Source organism: Nocardia lijiangensis NBRC 108240 (genome assembly GCF_001613045.1).
GTDB classification, from domain to species: domain Bacteria; phylum Actinomycetota; class Actinomycetes; order Mycobacteriales; family Mycobacteriaceae; genus Nocardia; species Nocardia lijiangensis.
The window spans coordinates 13,349-30,619 of the sequence record NZ_BDBP01000028.1 but is presented as its reverse complement, the minus strand read 5'-3'; the positions used below and the strand labels follow the sequence as shown (position 1 = coordinate 30,619).

15 protein-coding genes are annotated in these 17,271 nt (G+C 67.8%); 8 read left to right on the top strand and 7 right to left on the bottom strand.

All coding sequences use genetic code 11. The features are described 5' to 3' along the window. The first annotated feature begins 105 nt into the window (after positions 1 to 105). Genes NL1_RS11115 through NL1_RS11100 form a run of 4 tightly spaced genes read left to right on the top strand, consistent with a single transcriptional unit; the run spans position 106 to position 3,677 of the window. The gene (locus NL1_RS11115; RefSeq protein ID WP_067837494.1) at positions 106 to 756 is read left to right on the top strand and encodes an ABC transporter permease; all 651 of its coding nucleotides are present in this window, start codon (positions 106 to 108) and stop codon (positions 754 to 756) included. Further along, complete coding sequence (locus NL1_RS11110; protein WP_067837491.1) at positions 749 to 1,936, top strand: ABC transporter ATP-binding protein; 1,188 nt, start codon at positions 749 to 751, stop codon at positions 1,934 to 1,936. The genes NL1_RS11115 and NL1_RS11110 overlap by 8 nt, the downstream gene beginning before the upstream one ends. Then, a complete protein-coding gene (locus NL1_RS11105) occupies positions 1,933 to 2,703 on the top strand; it encodes an ABC transporter permease (protein ID WP_067837489.1) in 771 nt (256 codons plus the stop codon). The genes NL1_RS11110 and NL1_RS11105 overlap by 4 nt, the downstream gene beginning before the upstream one ends. Next, positions 2,700 to 3,677 (top strand): glycine betaine ABC transporter substrate-binding protein, encoded by a 978-nt coding sequence (locus NL1_RS11100; RefSeq protein ID WP_084510486.1) that lies wholly within the window; start codon positions 2,700 to 2,702, stop codon positions 3,675 to 3,677. Before NL1_RS11105 ends, NL1_RS11100 begins: the two co-directional genes overlap by 4 nt. Positions 3,678 to 3,768: 91 nt before the next feature. Here the strand turns inward: NL1_RS11100 and NL1_RS11095 are convergent, their stop codons facing one another. The 3 genes from NL1_RS11095 to NL1_RS11085 form a co-directional block, all read right to left on the bottom strand. Next, a complete protein-coding gene (locus tag NL1_RS11095) occupies positions 3,769 to 4,335 on the bottom strand; it encodes a DUF6968 family protein (RefSeq protein WP_067837487.1) in 567 nt (188 codons plus the stop codon). A 447-nt stretch (positions 4,336 to 4,782) separates the two neighbouring features. Continuing rightward, a complete protein-coding gene (locus NL1_RS11090; RefSeq protein ID WP_084510485.1) occupies positions 4,783 to 6,000 on the bottom strand; it encodes an alkane 1-monooxygenase in 1,218 nt (405 codons plus the stop codon). Positions 6,001 to 6,329: 329 nt separating this feature from the next. Then, a complete protein-coding gene (locus NL1_RS11085) occupies positions 6,330 to 7,646 on the bottom strand; it encodes a lipase family protein (RefSeq protein ID WP_162272716.1) in 1,317 nt (438 codons plus the stop codon). A gap of 355 nt (positions 7,647 to 8,001) precedes the next feature. On the opposite strand from NL1_RS11085, the gene NL1_RS11080 reads away from it, so the two are divergent. Continuing rightward, positions 8,002 to 8,607 (top strand): ClpP family protease, encoded by a 606-nt coding sequence (locus tag NL1_RS11080; RefSeq protein ID WP_067837481.1) that lies wholly within the window; start codon positions 8,002 to 8,004, stop codon positions 8,605 to 8,607. Next, a complete protein-coding gene (locus NL1_RS11075) occupies positions 8,604 to 9,197 on the top strand; it encodes a ClpP family protease (protein ID WP_067837477.1) in 594 nt (197 codons plus the stop codon). The genes NL1_RS11080 and NL1_RS11075 overlap by 4 nt, the downstream gene beginning before the upstream one ends. A 9-nt stretch (positions 9,198 to 9,206) precedes the next feature. Here NL1_RS11075 and NL1_RS11070 read toward each other — a convergent pair whose 3' ends face one another. Continuing rightward, positions 9,207 to 9,575, bottom strand: coding sequence for a helix-turn-helix domain-containing protein (locus NL1_RS11070; RefSeq protein ID WP_084510483.1), 369 nt, complete (start codon positions 9,573 to 9,575; stop codon positions 9,207 to 9,209). Between the two features lie 131 nt (positions 9,576 to 9,706). On the opposite strand from NL1_RS11070, the gene NL1_RS11065 reads away from it, so the two are divergent. Then, positions 9,707 to 10,366 carry a class I SAM-dependent methyltransferase gene (locus NL1_RS11065; RefSeq protein ID WP_067837475.1) on the top strand — a complete coding sequence of 220 codons (660 nt, stop codon included), beginning with the start codon at positions 9,707 to 9,709 and terminating at the stop codon, positions 10,364 to 10,366. Between the two features lie 262 nt (positions 10,367 to 10,628). Beyond that, positions 10,629 to 13,958, top strand: coding sequence for a serine/threonine-protein kinase (locus NL1_RS11060; RefSeq protein ID WP_067837473.1), 3,330 nt, complete (start codon positions 10,629 to 10,631; stop codon positions 13,956 to 13,958). 48 nt (positions 13,959 to 14,006) lie between these two features. Here NL1_RS11060 and NL1_RS11055 read toward each other — a convergent pair whose 3' ends face one another. The 3 genes from NL1_RS11055 to NL1_RS11045 form a co-directional block, all read right to left on the bottom strand. Continuing rightward, positions 14,007 to 15,782, bottom strand: coding sequence for a hydroxysqualene dehydroxylase (locus tag NL1_RS11055; RefSeq protein ID WP_067837471.1), 1,776 nt, complete (start codon positions 15,780 to 15,782; stop codon positions 14,007 to 14,009). A 370-nt stretch (positions 15,783 to 16,152) separates the two neighbouring features. Next, a complete protein-coding gene (locus NL1_RS11050; protein WP_067837467.1) occupies positions 16,153 to 16,737 on the bottom strand; it encodes an HdeD family acid-resistance protein in 585 nt (194 codons plus the stop codon). A gap of 85 nt (positions 16,738 to 16,822) precedes the next feature. Beyond that, positions 16,823 to 17,236, bottom strand: a complete 414-nt coding sequence (locus NL1_RS11045) for a VOC family protein (RefSeq protein ID WP_067837464.1) — start codon at positions 17,234 to 17,236, stop codon at positions 16,823 to 16,825. Positions 17,237 to 17,271: the final 35 nt, after the last annotated feature.

Sequence of the window (17,271 nt, the reverse complement as noted above, 5' to 3'; positions counted from 1 at the left end):
GAGCGGAACAGCCGGGCCGCCAAAGCGTTTCGGTCCCACCGACCCACTGCGACGCGTTAGGGTGCGAGAGAGAGTCCGGCACATCGTGGCACGGGAGGTTCGGCCCTGGACACACTGTGGACATTCGTCGTCGACCGGCGGCATCAGCTGCTCGTCGACTCGTATTTGCATGTCTCGGCGGTGATCCAGTCGCTGATGGTCGCCTCGCTCATCGCGGTGGCCGTCGGCGTGCTCGTCTATCGCAGCCCGTTCGGATCGGCGGCGGCCACTGCCGCGGCGAGCGCGATTCTCACGGTGCCGTCGTTCGCGCTGCTCGGTCTGCTGATACCGATCCTCGGACTGGGCGTCGGGCCCACCATTACGGCGCTCGTGCTGTACGCCCTGCTGCCCATCCTGCGCAACACCATCGTCGGGCTCGCCGCGGTGGATCCGTCGGTAGTCGACGCGGCCCGCGGTGTCGGCATGAACCGGATACGGGTGCTCGCCGCCATCGAACTGCCGCTCGCCTGGCCCGCGATCCTGACCGGTATGCGGGTCAGCACTCAGATGATCATGGGCATACTCGCGCTCGCCGCCTACGCCAAGGGCCCCGGGCTGGGCAATCTGATCTTCTCCGGACTGTCCCGGCTCGGCAGTCCCAACGCCGTGCCGCAGGCATTGACCGGCACGGTGCTGATCATCGTGCTCGCGCTGCTGCTGGACGGCCTCTTCGTCCTCGTGGGACGACTGACCACCTCGAGGGGGATTAGTGACTGACACCGAGACCGGCGCCGCGGCGGTGTCCGGCGTCGAGATCGTGCTCGATGCCGTCACCAAACGGTATCCGGGACAACGTGATCCGGCCGTGGACGCGGTGTCGCTGACCATTCCGGCCGGCGAGATCGTGGTTCTCGTCGGGCCGTCTGGCTGCGGCAAGACCACGACCATGCGCATGATCAACCGGCTGATCGAGCCGACCTCGGGCACCGTCACCATCGGCGGCCGGGACGCCGCGGCGATGAATCCCGATCAGCTGCGCCGCGGCATCGGGTACTCGATCCAGCAGGCCGGGCTCTTCCCGCATATGACGGTGGCCAAGAACATCGCGACCGTGCCAGGGTTGCTCGGCTGGGACCCCGCGCGCATCGCCGCGCGGGTCGACGCGATGCTGGACCTCGTCGGTCTCGACCCGGACACCTTCCGCCACCGCCACCCCCGGCAGCTCTCGGGCGGGCAGCAGCAGCGCGTCGGGGTCGCCCGCGCACTGGCCGCCGATCCACCGGTGCTGCTGATGGACGAACCGTTCGGCGCGGTGGACCCGATCACCCGCGGCCTGCTGCAGGACGAACTGCTGCGGTTGCAGGCGGAACTCGGCAAGACCATCGTGTTCGTCACCCACGACTTCACCGAGGCGGTGAAACTGGGTGACCGGATCGCCGTGCTCGGCGACCGGTCCCGGATCCTGCAGTACGACACCCCGGCCGCGATCCTCGCCGACCCGGCGGACGACACCGTGGCGGGATTCGTCGGCGCCGACGCCTCGCTCAAGCAGTTGACGTTGACCAGGGTCGGCGACGTGGAACTCGGCGACTGCCCGAGCGCCGGGCAGGACGAACCGGTCGAGACGTTGCGCGCGGCACTGGCGGGCCTGGAGTGGCCGTGGGCGCTGATCCTCGACGGGCGGCGGCGGCCGCTGCGCTGGGTGTCGGCCGAACAGCTGACGGACGCGCGGACGCTGGGCGAGGTGGGCAGCCCGATCGGTCAGGCGCTGTCGCTGCGATCGACCCTCCAGGACGCGCTGGAAGCCCTGCTCGCCGAGCAGACCGCGACCGCGGTCGTCACCGACGCGCGCGGCGAATTCGCCGGGCTGATCACCATCGACACGCTGGTCGGGCACCTGTCCGCAACGCGGGCTCGCCACAGCGGCGAGCGGCCCGCTGCCGAGGCGACGCCGTGACCGCCACCGTCGCCACACCCACCGCCGCATCCACACCGGCCGCCGAGCGGCTGCGGTTGCTCGTTCAGCCCGCGCTGGTCCTGGCGCTGACCGTCGGCGTCCTGGTGTGGGCGTTCCGCCGCGACCTCACCGCCACCCAGCGCGCGAGCATCAACGCGAGCAACATCGCCACCGTCACCTGGCAGCACGTCCTGCTCACCGCGACGGTCGTGCTGATCGTCGTCGTCGTGGCGGTGCCGCTCGGAACACTGCTCACCAGACCCGGATACCGCCGTCTCGCACCGGTTTTCGTCGGCATCGCCAATGTCGGCGCGGCCGCGCCCGCCATCGGGCTGATCGTGCTGTGCTACCTGGTGACCCGCACCACCGGGTTCTGGATCGGCGTCGCACCGATCGCGTTCTACACACTGCTTCCGGTGCTGCGCAACACCATTCTCGGGTATCAGCAGGTGGACCGGACGCTCGTCGACGCGGGACGCGGCCAGGGCATGTCGGCGGCGACGGTGTTGCGGCGCATCGAGTTTCCGCTGGCGGTGCCCTTCATCCTGGCGGGACTGCGGACCTCGCTCGTGCTGGCCGTCGGCACCGTGACGCTGTCGTTCCTGGTGAGCGCGGGCGGGCTGGGGATTCTCATCGACACCGGATACAAGCTGCGCGACAACGTCACCCTGGTGGTCGGCGCCGTGCTGGCGGTGGCGTTGGCCCTGCTCGTCGACTGGCTCGGCGCGCTGGCCGAACGCTTTCTCGGACCGAGGGGGTTGACGTGAGGCGGGGCGGGCGGCTGCGCGTGCTCGTGGCGGCGGCGCTGCTGGTGCTCGGCGGCTGTGGTCTGGAGTCGGGCAGCGCCGTGCCGCTGCGGGTCGGGCCGGGCAGCATCCAGCCTGTGCCCGAACTGCACGGTGTGACGATCACGGTGGGCTCCAAGGATTTCACCGAACAGAACATCCTCGGCTACCTCATCGAATTCGCCACGACCGCGGCGGGCGCGAACGTGCGCGACCTCACCAACATCCAGGGCTCCAACAGCCTGCGCGACGCGCAGCTGCACGGCCAGATCGATGTCGCCTACGACTACACCGGCACCGGCTGGATCAACTACCTCGGCAACGAGACCCCGGTGCCGAGCGAGCTCGGCCAATTCGAGGCGGTGCGCGATGCCGACCGCGCCGCGCACGGCATGGTGTGGACGGCGTTGGCGCCGATGAACAACACCTACGCCCTGGTGACCAGCAGCCGCGTCGCCGAAGAGACCGGCGTCCGCACGCTCTCGGACTACGCCAGGCTGATCGATGCGGACCCCGCCGCGGCCGCGACGTGCGTCGGCACCGAATTCAATGTCCGGCAGGACGGTTACCCGGGGATGGCACGCAAATACGGCATCGACGTCGGCGAGGTGCGCAAGCAGATCATGCAGGACCCACTCGTCTACCAAGCCACCGCCGATGCGCGCCAGTGCCGCTTCGGCTCGGTCGCCGCCACGGACGGACGCATACCGGCGCTGAATCTTGTTCTGCTCCAGGACGATCTGGCGTTCTTCCCGAAATACAACGCGTCCCTCGTGCTGCGCGCCGATTTCCACGAAGCGCACCCGCGGATCGCCGAGATCATGACGCCGATCTCCGCGCTGCTCACCAACGAGGTGATCACCGGCCTGAACAGCCAGGTCGACGTGGACGGCCGCGAGCCGGCCGAGGTCGCCCGCGACTGGCTCGTCGCCCAGGGATTCGTCACCGCGGAGTGAAAACCAGTGCTTCGCAGACTTTCCGCACGCGTCGCACGGGATGTGTCGTCCGCGAGCGTGCGCGGGCCCATCCGATGCCGACCGGTGCGCTCTAGGACAGACGGCTGATCGGCCAGTCTCCGGGCAGCTCGAGCCAGGCGCCGATCATGCGGATCGCGGTGAGCAGCGCCTGGATCTCGTCGAGGCCGGAGGCTACGGCGTGGCGGCTGCCGTCGATACGGAAGGGGCACACGTAGAACTGGGCGTCGGACGAGCAGACGGGGCGGCCGATCGTGATGGTGTGCGGGCCGTCGGCGGCGATCAGTGTCCGGATCGCGAGCAGATCGCCCAGCTGGTACTCGATTCCGGGATCGTGGGCGATGTCGTCGCGGGTCGGTGGCGCCGGGAACCCGAGTTCGGCGGGTCCGGCGACGGTGAACTGCGCGCCCGACTCGTTCGCTCTGGTCAAGTGCGCACCGATCTCCACCAACGCGCAGTACAACGCCGCCAACGCATCCACCCCGGTCGCCTTCGACTCACCCCAGCCCTGAATGCGGAAGCCGCACACATCACCACCGGCGCCCGCCGCGGGCCGCGGTCTGCCGACTTCGATCAGGACCGACCGATTCCCGTCCGCAACCATACGTTTCGCAATCACCTCACCCAGGCGATCGATCACCGGTACACCTCCCGCCTTCCGGCCGAACCGCCGGACCGGTCTCGCCCGTCACTTCCGTAGCGACGTGCCCTCGCGATACCCGCCCACCAGCGCGCCTAACAGTGCGCGCCCCGTTCGACGCCGAACGCGGATGTGCCAGTCACGTACCGGGATACAACCGCTGATGCCCCGATCGAAGTCGCCACACGAAATCCCCAGCCACCGACCGCCATTCGACGACTCCGCTGTGGTCAGCCGCGCGGATCCGACCGAACACGACCGACACTGCGCCAGGGCAACGACTGACCGGGGTGGCAACCGAGTACTTCGAGCCGTGGCTGCCTGCGCTGACCCGGCGACGACCACCAGCACTGTGGGTCGTCACCAGAATGCGCTACGCCAATGATCTCGGGCTCGGGACCGCCGCGATCGCCGTCGAAGGATTCGACCGCACAACCTTTGCCCAGCTCAGCCCGATCCCGCCTCGCTCGACTCGGCGGGGTCCGGCAATCGAGCGGCCGCTCGGTCAGCAGGTGCCATAGTCCGCTGGTTCGGGGAGAGGCCGCGATTGGTGGGCCGTTTGGGGTTGACGAGGGTGAGGTCGCCGCCGTAGTGGGCGAGCACTCGGTGGTCCATGACCTTGCGCCACAGCGGCGGCACGGCGGCCAGCACGACCATGCTGGCATAGCCCGCGGGCAGCTGCGGCGCCTGTTCCGAGCTGCGCAGGGTCTGGTAGCGGCGGCCCGGATTCGCGTGATGGTCGCTGTGCCGCTGGAGGTGGAAGAGGAAGATGTTGGTAACCAGACGGTCGCTGTTCCAGCTGTCACGCGGCGAGCAGCGCTCGTAGTTGCCGTTGGGGCGGCGCCTGCGCAGCAGACCGTAGTGCTCGACGTAGTTCACCGTCTCGAGCAGTCCGGCGCCGATCACCGCTTGCAGCGCCAGGAACGGGATCACCTTCGGCCCGAAGACCAGGATCATCGTCCCGAACAGCGCGATGCTCATCGCCCACGCCTGCAGCAGATGGTTTTCCAGGCTGAACCAGCCCTTTCCCTTGCGGGACAGGCGTTCTCGTTCCAACCCGAGCGCCGATCGGAACCCGCCGAAGACGGTGCGCGGCAGGAACTCCCACAGCGACTCGCCGAATCGCGCGCTGGCCGGGTCCTCCGGCGTGGCGACGCGCACGTGGTGGCCGCGGTTGTGCTCGACGAAGAAGTGCCCGTAGCCGGATTGTGCCAGGGCGATTTTCGCCAGCCACCGTTCCATGCGCTCGACGCGGTGGCCGAGTTCGTGCGCGGCGTTGATGCCGATGCCGGACACGACACCGAGCGTCACGGCGAGCCCGAGTTTGTCAGCCATGCTCAATTCGGTTCTGGACCAGAGATAGCCTGCGATCAGCAGGCCGATGAACTGCATCGGCAGGAAAAGGTATGTGCACCACCGATAATAGCGATCGTTGGACAATACCTCGTAGTCCTCGTCACGGGGATTGCTCCCGTCGTCGCCTACCGCCCAGTCCAGCAGCGGAATGGCCACGAACACGATGATCGGACCGATCCACCAAAACAGTTCCAGCCCAGTATGAGCCACTAGTTGTGAGGGGAGGAGCGCGCAACCCGGTGCAATCAAACCGAATATCCAGAGGTATCGCTTGGGATCGCGCGCTTGCGTATTTTTGAATACCGTCATAGCCGTCCCGCTGATCCAACAGAACACCCGATGAAGAAGTGTGGCCGAAAACGGTTGCGCTAAATGTGTAGCTCCAGGATAGCTGTTTCCTCGCCGCAATCCAGAGAACCGACAAAATCGTCCCCTGACCGGGAGGCTTTCGCCGCGCACGGACCCCGCGGCCGGGTGAACGTCGGCGGCGGGTCGGCCCCTCAGGACCGACCCGCCGCCGGGCACCGTACACAGAAGATCACCGCATCACAGTCACGAACAACCGCGCCGCACAGCCGGAGACAGGACGCCGTTCACCGAGAATCCAGCAGGCATCCGAACGCGCCGCGGATCCGCGGCTACGGCAGCGCCCCGCAGTTGGTCGGGGCCGGAAGGCCGGCGAGCCGATCCGTCACCCACTGCTGCGAAGCGGCCAGCCCCGGGAAGAACGCCATCACATGGGTGCCGACGAGTCCGGACATGCTGGGAATCTGGGCGTTCGCATCCAGCTGAACCGGGACGCCACGACTGCACCAGCTGGCCGCCACGGCGTGAATCGGCGCGAACGGCGCGCCCTCGTCGTTCGGTGCCGAGGAGATCAGCACGGGCATATCCGGGGTGAGCCCACCGACACGCTGCTCGTCGAACACCGCCTTCAGTGCAGGGGACTGATCGATCACCGCGGTGAGAGGCAGTCCGCTGGCGGTCCACTGCGACGTGAACTGGTGCTGCTGCGCCAGCCCGAGCGGTACCGCGCATTTGGAAGCCGCTTCGTTCAGGATCGCCTTGCCGGTGTCGTTGAGCTCGGCGTCGAGCACCGGGCCGATGTTCGGGTAGTTCGCCACCATACCGTTGAGAATCCAGGCGTAGGTGGGGGCGATGTCTGCCCGGCCGTCGTTGTATCCGATGAAGTACTGGTCGTCGACCACCGGTCCACCGACATAGGCGCCGCGGACGTTCAGATCGGGGGCGTAGCTCGGGTGGAGCTCCGCCGCACCACTGGAGGCCATACCGCCCTGGGAGTATCCGTAGAGGATGACCGGGGCGTTCGGGCCGAGGCCGCTGCCGGGCAACTGCAGCGCGGCGCGCGCGGAGTCCAGCACCGCGTGGGCTTGTGCCTTGCGGTTGAGGTAGTCGTGCATCGCGGGCGTGCCGAGGCCGTGGTAGTCGGTCACCATCACCGACATGCCGCGCGCCAGCAACGAGAAGATCGCCACCAGGTCGTATTCGAAGATCACATCACCTGGCGGGTCGAGATGGACGATCTGCGAGAGCAGCTTGGAAGGCGCGCACTGATCGCCCTGCCCCTTGGTGCCGCCCGCGTACGCGATCAGCGGCCGCTCGCCAGGACCGGTCCACGGCACGATGGGATCCAGATACGTTCCCACCACCGCGGTCGCCGCGTCCTGGGCGTTGCTGCTGAGGTACATCAGACGCGTCGCGCGCGCCGGAACCACTCCGGGCTGTCCGGGCGCCGACAGCGCCACTTGCGTCGGTTCGGCACGAAGGATGTTGCCCGGTGCGCCACCCGGGAGCGGAGCGGGCGGAATGTAGAAATCGGCGGCGGCTTCCACCACCGGATTCGTCCACGCGTGCGGTGCGGAAATCGCCCCGCCACCGACCACGGTGAGGGTTCCCGTCAAAACTGCGGCCAAGCTGAGTATTCGACTCCTCACGATCCGTCCTCCTTCGATGGGGAAGAGCCACGACATCTAGAATCGGATACCGAGATTATCGGTATCGCGGCCGACAGATAGGAACAACGCGCATCCTATTTCCACGCAACTGTCGAAAGGCAGTTCGAAACGCCGAAATACGGGTTACGGTTTCGACAAGTCCGCCGCGACCACCCGTTTCATCGGGCCACTCGAATTCCCTTGCTCCGCGGCCTTAAACGTCCGGCCCGTCCACCGATCATCGAAGCACAGAGTCCGCACATCGCGCGCTGCCCTGGTCCGATGCTGCCCTGAGCAGATCTGCCCAGAGCAGCATCGGACCGATTCCACCGTCTCGCCGGGGCACGGTGGAGGCATGGCTCACGACGACAAGACTCCCCTGTTCAGCTGGCGCGCCAGAGAGCAACTACTCGGCCGCCGCATCCTGGTGCTCGACGGACCGCTCGACGACGACAACGGGACGCTGTTGGCTACACAGTTGCTGACCCTCGCCGCCGAGGACGACGCAGCGGGTATCTCGCTGTGGATCCATTCGCCGGGCGGCTCGGTGCCCGCGATGCTCGCGATCCGCGACGTCATGCGCCTCGTACCGTGCGGGGTGTCTACGTTGGCGCTCGGATTGGCGTGCAGCGCAGGACAATTCCTGCTTTCCTCGGGCAGCCCCGGCAAGCGCTTCGCACTGCCGCACGCGAGGATCCTGATGCACCAGGGCTCGGCGGGTATCGGCGGCACGGCCGTCGATGTGGAGGTCCAGGCCGACGACCTGCGCCATACCGTGGAAACGGTACTCGGCCTGATCGCCGCCGACACCGGCCAGCCCTTCGACCGAATCTACGAGGACTCCCTGCACGACCGCTGGTTCACCGCGACACAGGCCAAGGAGTACGGATTCATCGACCACATCGTCGACAGCTTCGGACAGGTCGTCCCCCAACGCCAGCGAATCGGGATCTCGGCATGAGTACGTACACCATTCCCAATGTCATCGCCCAGCATCCGCGCGGCGGCGAGCGCATCACCGACATCTACTCGCACCTGCTCGCCGAACGCATCGTCTACCTGGGCACGCCCATCGATTCCGGCGTCGCGAACGCGTTGATCGCGCAGCTGCTGCACCTGGAATCGGAGAGCCCCGAGCAGGAGATCCAGTTCTACATCAACTGCGAGGGGGGTGACCTGTCCTCCATGCTGGCGATCTACGACACCATCCAGCACATCGGCGCCCCCGTGCACACCACCTGCGTCGGCCAGGCCATCGCCGTGGGCGCGGTGCTGCTCGCGGGCGGCGCGCCGGGTCGCCGCGCGATGCTTCCGCACGCCAGGGTGGTGTTGCACCAGCCCGCCGCCCGCGGGCAAGGCGCGATTCCGGATCTGATCCTGCAGGCCGACGAGCTGGTCCGGATGCGGGCGGAGATCGAGTCGATCCTGTCCCGGCACACCGGGCAGCCGGTGGAGCGGCTGCGTCACGACACCGATCGGGATCGCGTCTTCACCGCACAGGCGGCCATCGACTACGGACTCGTCGACACTGTGCTGCAGCCGCGGAGCTGAGCGACCGGTTCAGGCCGCGCGGAGCAGGAGGGTCGGCGCGGCCTGGGGGTGCCGCACCGGGGCACGCCGCCGCCCGAGCAGGTCCTCGGCGACCTGCTCGGTCAGCCCGCCGAGGGTGGTGCCGAGCGCGCCGGCCAACGCCGCGATCATCTCGCTCGACGGTTCCTTGCGTCCGCGTTCCACCTCCGACAGGTACTGCGGCGAGATACCCGCGCGTCCGGCCGTCTCCACCAGCGTCTCGCGCTGTTCCTGCCGCAGCGCGCGCAGCCGGTCGCCGAGCACCTCGCGCCACAGCGGTTCCGGAGCGGTGGGCTGCTTGTGGCGGGGGCGGTCGTCACGTCCACCGGGGATCGAGTGCAGTCGCGGATGCTCGGTCATGGACGAAGCGTACGTTTCGCCCCGCGGTGCACGCCTAGTCATTACGCTGTGGGCGTACGCGCTCGGTGTTGCCGCCGCCGCCGAGTCGCGACGCTTGACCTGAACCCGGGTTCAGGGTGCACGCTGGGAGCATGACTCAGGCTCCGGAATTCTGGAATACCGTCTACGACAACGACACCGCTCCCTGGGTGATCGGGGAACCGCAACCGGCGATCCTCGCCTTGGAACGGGACGGGTGGATCCGCGGCCGGGTGCTCGACCCCGGTACCGGCGCGGGTGAGCACACCATCGCGTTGACGAAGCTGGGCTACGACGTGCTCGGTGTGGATCTGTCGCCGAGCGCGGTCGCCTACGCCCGGCGCAACGCCGCGGACAAGGGTGTCCCCGGCGCTCGGTTCGAGGTGGTCGATGTGCTCACGCTCGCCGATGCGGACGACGATCGGCTCGGCGTCTTCGACACCGTCGTCGACAGCGCCCTGTTCCACGTCTTCGGCACCGAACCCGACGCACGAGCCGCCTACGTCCGCGGACTGCACCGGATCACGAAGCCTGGCGGCTACGTGCACGTTCTCGCGCTCTCCGACACCGAGGAGGGTTTCGGCCCGCGGATCAGCGATTCGCTCATCCGCGAGTCGTTCGCGGCTGACGGCTGGGACCTCGAGGAACTCGTCCCCTCCACCTATCGCGGCCGGGTCACCGAGGTGGTGGCCGACGAAGCGGCGCGCCACAACTTGCCCACCGAGGGACCGGTCGACGTGGTCGCCTGGCTGGCGCGCATCCGGCGCGTCTGAGCGGGCCGCCAGTCCTGCACTCGATGGACCGGCGGTCGATCGGCAGTATGTAGACGAATACCCTTGCGGTGGGCGAGATTCCGCGCGCGTGCTCGAATTGCTCGGCCACCCTCGGGTTGTCGGCCGGAACGAATCCCACGTCGCTCACGGCGGCCACCGCGAGTTGCGGAATCATTGCCGAGCCGCCGATCGGGGTTATCCTCGGGAGGCAGGATCCGACCGCAGGGTCACCCCGAGAGCTCGTCCAGAATCGAGGCCGACGATGGCCGACATACTGCCGACACAGCGCAGCCCGTCCTCCGGCATCGACGCAGACCTGACCGCAGAAGGGTTCGAGCAGGCCGAAGAGATCGGGCGTGGCGGCTTCGGCGTCGTCTATCGGTGCAGGCAACCGGACCTGGACCGGATCATTGCCGTGAAGGTGCTGACCTCGGATCTCGATCCGGAGGGCATGCAGCGGTTCATTCGCGAGCAGCAGGCCATGGGGCGGTTGTCCGGCCACCCGCACATCGTGGACGTCTTCCAGGTCGGCACCACCGGCTCCGGACACCCCTATCTCGTCATGCCGTACCACGCCCGCGGCTCGCTGGACCAGCGAATCAGGCACGACGGACCGCTCGACTGGACCGCGACACTGCGGCTCGGCGTCAAGATGGCGGGTGCGCTGGAGGCCGCCCACCGGGTCGGCACCCTGCATCGCGACATCAAGCCGGGCAATATCCTGATGACCGACTACGGCGAGCCGCAGCTGACCGACTTCGGCATCGCGCGGACCGCGAGCGGCTTCCGCACCACGACCGGAATCATCACGGGCTCACCGGCATTCACCGCGCCGGAGGTGCTGCGAGGCGATCCGTCCACGCCGGCGTCGGATGTGTACGGCCTCGGCGCGACGCTGTTCTGCGCGCTCACGGGGCATGTGGCGTATGAGCGTCGCAGCGGCGAGCAGGTGGTCGCCCACTTTCTCCGCGTCTCCGCGCAGCCCGTCCCCGATCTGCGGACGGCGGGCGTGCCCGACGACGTCTGCACCGTCATCGAGCACGCGATGGCGGGCGATCCGGGCGAACGACCGCAGTCGGCCGCCGCTCTCGGCGAGGAGTTGCGCGCGGTGCAGCGCGAGCACGGCGTGCCGGTCGACGTCATGGTGCTGCCGATCGGCCAGGGACCGCGGACGCCCCCGCCCGCCACGACGGTTCGCCACCGCGAACGCCCCACCGCTCCCCCGACCCCGGCGACCAAGTATCGTCCCCCGACCCCGGCGCGGACGCCGATCACCAGGAAGCGGCTCCTGGATCTGCTCCGCTCGGGTTCGCGCAAGCGGTTGACGTTCATGCACGCGCCGAGCGGCTTCGGCAAGACCACGCTCGCGGCCCAGTGGCGCGACGAGCTCGCGGGCGCGGGCGCGCCGGTCGCCTGGCTGACGGTGGACGAGGACGACAACAACGTCGCGTGGTTCCTCGCCCATCTCGTGGAAGCGATGCGCGGGCCGCGCCCTCACCTCGCCAACGAACTCGATCGCGTCCTGGAGGCGCATCCCGACGATGCCGAGCGCCACGTGCTCACCGCACTGATCGACGACCTGCACTCCCGCGACGACCGGCTCACGGTCGTGCTGGACGATTGGCAGCGGGTGACCGACGACGCCTCCGTGGCGGCCGTCCGGTTCCTGCTCGAGCACGGCTGCCACCACCTGCCGATCATCGTGACGAGCACGTCCCGATCCGGACTTCCGCTGAGCCGGCTGCGCATCGACGGCGAGCTGGAAGAAATCGACTCGAGCACACTGCGTTTCGATAGCGACGAGGTGCGGTCCTTCCTGAACGAGGCGGGCGGACTGCGGCTGGCGGGCGGCGACGTCGACGCGTTGACGCAGACCACGGACGGCTGGGCGGCGGCATTGCAGCTGGCGGTGTTGTCGCTGCGCGCGGGCGACGATCCCGCGCACCTCGTCGACAGCCTGTCCGAACACGCCGACATCGGTGAATTCCTCGCCGAGAACGTGCTCGACGCGCTGGAGCCGGACATCCTCGACTTCCTCACCAAGACGTCGATCTGTGAACGCCTCTGCGGTGATCTGGCGTCCGCCGTCACCGGGAAAGAGCACGGGCGTGCCATGCTGGAGGACATCGAGGACCGCGGACTGTTCCTGCAACGCATCGATCCGCATCGCGAATGGTTCCGCTACCACCAGCTTTTCGCGGGATACCTGCGCCGTCGCCTGGAGCGGGACCGGCCAGGGGAGATCGACGCGCTGCACTACCGCGCCTCGGAATGGTTCGCCCGCCACGAAATGCTCAACGAGGCAGTCGATCACGCGTTGGCCGCTGAAAATCTGGAGCGCGCGGTCGATCTCGTCGAGCGCGGTGGCGGATTCCTGCTGGAGCGGTCCAAGATGACCACGCTGCTGGGCATTCTGGCCAAGCTGCCCGCGGGGTCGTTCCTGTCCCGGCCCCGCATCCAGCTCTTCCTCGCGTGGGTGAATCTGGTGCTGCGCCGCCCGGAACCGACCAGCGCGGCACTGGCCCGGTTCACGGCGGCGCTGGGCGAGGCCGAGCTGACGGACGCCGAACGGGCGGATCTGCGCGCCGAGGCCGACGTGCTCGCGAGCGTCAGGGAGATGTTCGCCGATCGAGTCGCGGAGGGCGACCGGCTCATCCGCGATGCGTTGTCCCGCCCCGGCGACTTCTCCCCGCGGGTGGCCGGGGTGGCGGCCAACATCGCCTCGTTCTCCGCGATCCACCGCTTCGATTTCGACGCCGCGCGCCGGTGGCAGCAGTGGGCCGACCCGTATCACGAGGCGACGGGCCCCTTCCTGTGGGTGTACGGCCGCTGCTTCGCGGGCATCGCCGCCAGGGAGCAACTCGACATCCCGGCCGCCCACGAGGCGTTCCAGGACGCCATGCACGTCGCGACCACCACCATGGGGCCGCACTCGCACGCGGCGCGGCTCGCGGGCGCCGTGCTCGGCGAACTTCGTTACGAGACAGGAGATCTGGAAGCCGCGGCGGATCTGCTCTTGGAGAGCCTGGAGCTGGCGGACGAAGGTGGCGGCGGCGTCGACTTCATGATCGCCACCTACGCGGCGGGAGCGCGGGTCGAGGCCGCGCGGGGCGATCTCCCGGCCGCCGCGAAGCGGTTGACCGAGGGGATGCAGAAAGCCGAGCGATCGGCGCTGCCGCGGCTCACGGCGCGGTTGCGCAACGAGCGAATCCGGTTGGGACTGAGTGTCGCTCCCGGCGAGGCCGAGCGTGTGCTGCGGCCGCGCGAACTCCGCCACGACAACGGAATCACCAGGCTCATCGCCGAATGGGACGAAGACTCCGCGGTTCGGCTGTTGCTCGCGACGCGCGCGCCGCAGCGATACGACGAGGCATGCCGGCGGGCGGGCGCCCTGGTCGCGACCATCGAGCCCGACCTCCGCCCGCTCGCCGCGGTGCGAGCCCGCTTGCTGCTCGGCGCCGCACTGCGCCGAGCGGGCCGGGCGGAGGAGGCGGAGCGGGAGCTGGCTCCCGCGGTGGCACGATGCACCGAGGCCGGACTGACGCGTCTTCCGCTCGACACCGTGCGGCTGCCCGACGCCGATTCGCGCTGACCCCTCCGTCGCCAGAGCGGCCGCCACGCGTCACACCGCGCTCGCCGGTCAGCGGATCGGATATCGCCGGTCGATCACGTCGAACATGTTCGGCTGGCCCGCTTTGTACAGTTCGCGGTCGATCAGCTTGAGCGGCTCCCACAGCGGCATGGTGTATCGCGGGAAGATCTTCGCCGGAGAGCCGGGGACCCCGGAGGCGTGTAGTACGGCGTTCGCCGCCAATCGGCCGCCCTCGTTGGCCGCTTCCATGCAGGCGACGTTCATCTGGGTCTTGATCCAATCGCCCGCCAGGAACAGATTATCGATGGCGGTGTGCGCGTCGGGGCGGTCGTACCAGGAGCCGGGGTTCTGGATGAAGATCGGGTCGTCGTAGGCGACGTCCGGGGTTCCGGCGCCGGTGAGGGCGGGATCCAGGAACCACGAGTGCAGCATGTCGTCGGTCAGCTGTGTGACGCCGTCGTCGTTGACGCCCGCCTTGATCTGCGCCCAGGCTTCCGCCGCGATCTCCTCCGGCGTGCATTGCTTGGCGGTCTTGCGAGTGAACGTCCCGAGTGCGTCCCACTCCGAGATGATCACCGAACACACGTCCCGCACTGCCCCGTCACCGTAGGTCGACAGGGGGCGACGCCAGAACTGGGCTTCGTTGATCGATGTCATGCTCCACGGCGCGTCCACGAAGGAGGTGTGGCCGTTGACCAGATCGACGCGCTCGGTCAGGAAGAACTGCAGCCCAACCATCCACGCCGCCTGCAGGCGACGAATCGAGTCGAGCGACGGGTCCGCGGCGACCATCTCCTCGGACAGCACATCGGGGATCTTGTCCAGGGGTATGGCCGAGATGTAGTGATCGGCTTGCACCTCGTGCCGCCCGCCGCCTGCGTCGGTGACCGTCGCCGAGACGATGTGCGAACCATCCAGCTGGAACCCCGAAAGCCGCTGTCCCGCATGAAAGGTCACTCCGATCGAGCGCAGATAATCGATCCAGGGGGTGATCCACGCCTCCGTCGTCGGCCCGTTGAGCACCCGATCGTTACCACGTCCGTCGTTGTTGTTGTTGAGGTTGAGCACCGACCACACGTATTCCTCGCCGACCAGCCCGATGGAATGGGCGCTGCAGTTGGCCGATTTGGTGGCCACCAGCGAACGGATGAAACCATCGCCGAGGAAGCGGCCGTACTCGGGCGAGGAGTTGTCCAGCTTCGCGAAATCCGCCCAGGTCATGCGCTCCCACTGACCGAGTTTGCGTTCACCGCAACTGGATACGTACACCGCGAGCCGCTCGGCCGCGAAGATCGCCTCGTGCAGTGGCAGGCGAAACAGCGTCTCGAAGACCGCGGCGACCGAGTCGATGAACGCCTGGGGCGTCAGCGGCAGTTGTGAGAAGGGCAGCGGGAACGGCAAGGGGATCGTCAGGTTCTTGCGATTCGTCCCGACGATCATCTCGGCGTTGAGCCGCACCAGATTGTCGAGTGTGCCGTTCGCGTTGCCGGGAAAAGGCGTGCGCCGCATGGTGTCCGGCAGGTTGTGATAGAAGCCGAAGAAGCTGCGGAAACCGTGTTCCCCCGGCAGTCCGTCCGGGGTGTAGATGCTGCGCGTCTTGCCGCCGAAGTCGGCCAGCGTCTCGTACACGGTGACCGCGAAGCCCCGTTCGGCCAGTTCGTGCGCCGCGGTCAGACCCGCGGGCCCGGCGCCGAACACCGCGACCGATCGACCTGCCGCGGCCCGGACCGGGTGGGTCGGCGCCAACGTCAAGGCGGCGGCCACTCCCCCCGCCCATGCCGCGGACTTGATGAACGTTCGCCGTGACTGCGACGGCAATTGCATTCTGTGCAACTCGAACTCCCGACCATCGGCCCGCGACTCGACACTGAGGCCGCGCCCAGGCACCTTCGCCTCGCGACAGCGATGTTAACAATAATTCTTGTCACAAGAAGTCAGTTCGGGAGAACTTCGGAGACTCCATCTCTGCATTGCACTCGCAATTACCCAGAGATACATCGTCAATGAGGGTCGAGACGACATGGCGATGGCGATCGATATGTTATCGATAAGTCCTCTGGAATATGCCGCCAGCCCGAGCGCGTGGAGGAGGCCGGTGGCACGCGGCGTCGCGTCGGCCGTCGTGCGGACCGGCCGGAAACAACTCCGCCCGGTGCGCACTACGCACCGGGCGGAGAGGAGGTGGTCGAAGCGATCAGAGGCCCGCCTCACCGAACCGCGACGCATCCTTGCGGACGAAGAAGGCGGTGATGATCTCCAGGATGCCGAGCACGATCAGCCACACGCCCGCGACGAGGGTCAGGGTGGCCACGGAGCTGACCGGCCAGATGATCAGCACGATACCGGCGATCGTGGTGATCACGCCGAAGAAGCCCTGCCAGCCGCGCCCCGGCATCTCGGGATCGGAGACGGCGGCCACCACCATGGCCACGCCGCGGAACAGCCAGCCGATGCCGATCCACAGTCCGAGCAGCAGGATCGAGGCGAGCTCGTCACGGAAGCAGAACACGCCGATGATGACGGACAGCAACCCGCTGATGAAGTACAGCACCCGCATGCCGGTGCTCTTGGTCGCGCCGAACGCGGCCACCAGCTGCAGCACACCGGCGACGACCAGATAGATACCGAAGAGGATGCCGGCGACCAACAGGGTCTTGTCCGGCCACACCAGAATCACGACACCGAGGATCACCGAGAGGACGCCGGTGACCAGAACGGTTTGCCAGGCGCTCTTCACGAGCGCCTGAACAGGTCCATCGACCACACTGTTTGTCGTCATGACCAGATGTTATGCCTCGTGACATAGGTTTTCTGATCATTTGCTATAGAACGTGCCGCGGGCGTATCCCGCGGCACGGCGCCGGTCAGTTCCCGGACGCGACGATGTTCACCATCCACGAGATGCCGAACTTGTCACGGCACATGCCGAATTCGTCGCCCCACATCTGCTTCTCCAGCGGCACGGTGACCACACCACTCGTGGTCAGCTTGCCCCAGTAGCCGCGCAGCTCCTCGGCGTCGTCACCGCTGAGGCTGATCGAAATACTGCTGCCCGGCTGGTATTCCATGCCGGGCGGGGTGTCCGCCGCCATCAGCGTGAACCCGCTCGGCGTCTCCAGCTGTCCGTGCATGACCAGCTCGGCGCCGGGCGATTCCTTGTCGCCGAACTCGCCGAAGGTGTTCACCGCCAGGGTGCCGCCGAACACGTCGCGATAGAACTCGAGGGCCGGGCGCGCGTTGTCGCCGAAGCCGAGATACGGGTTGAGCTTGGAGACCATGGGAATGCTCCTTAGCTGTCGTTGCCGCCAAGTGC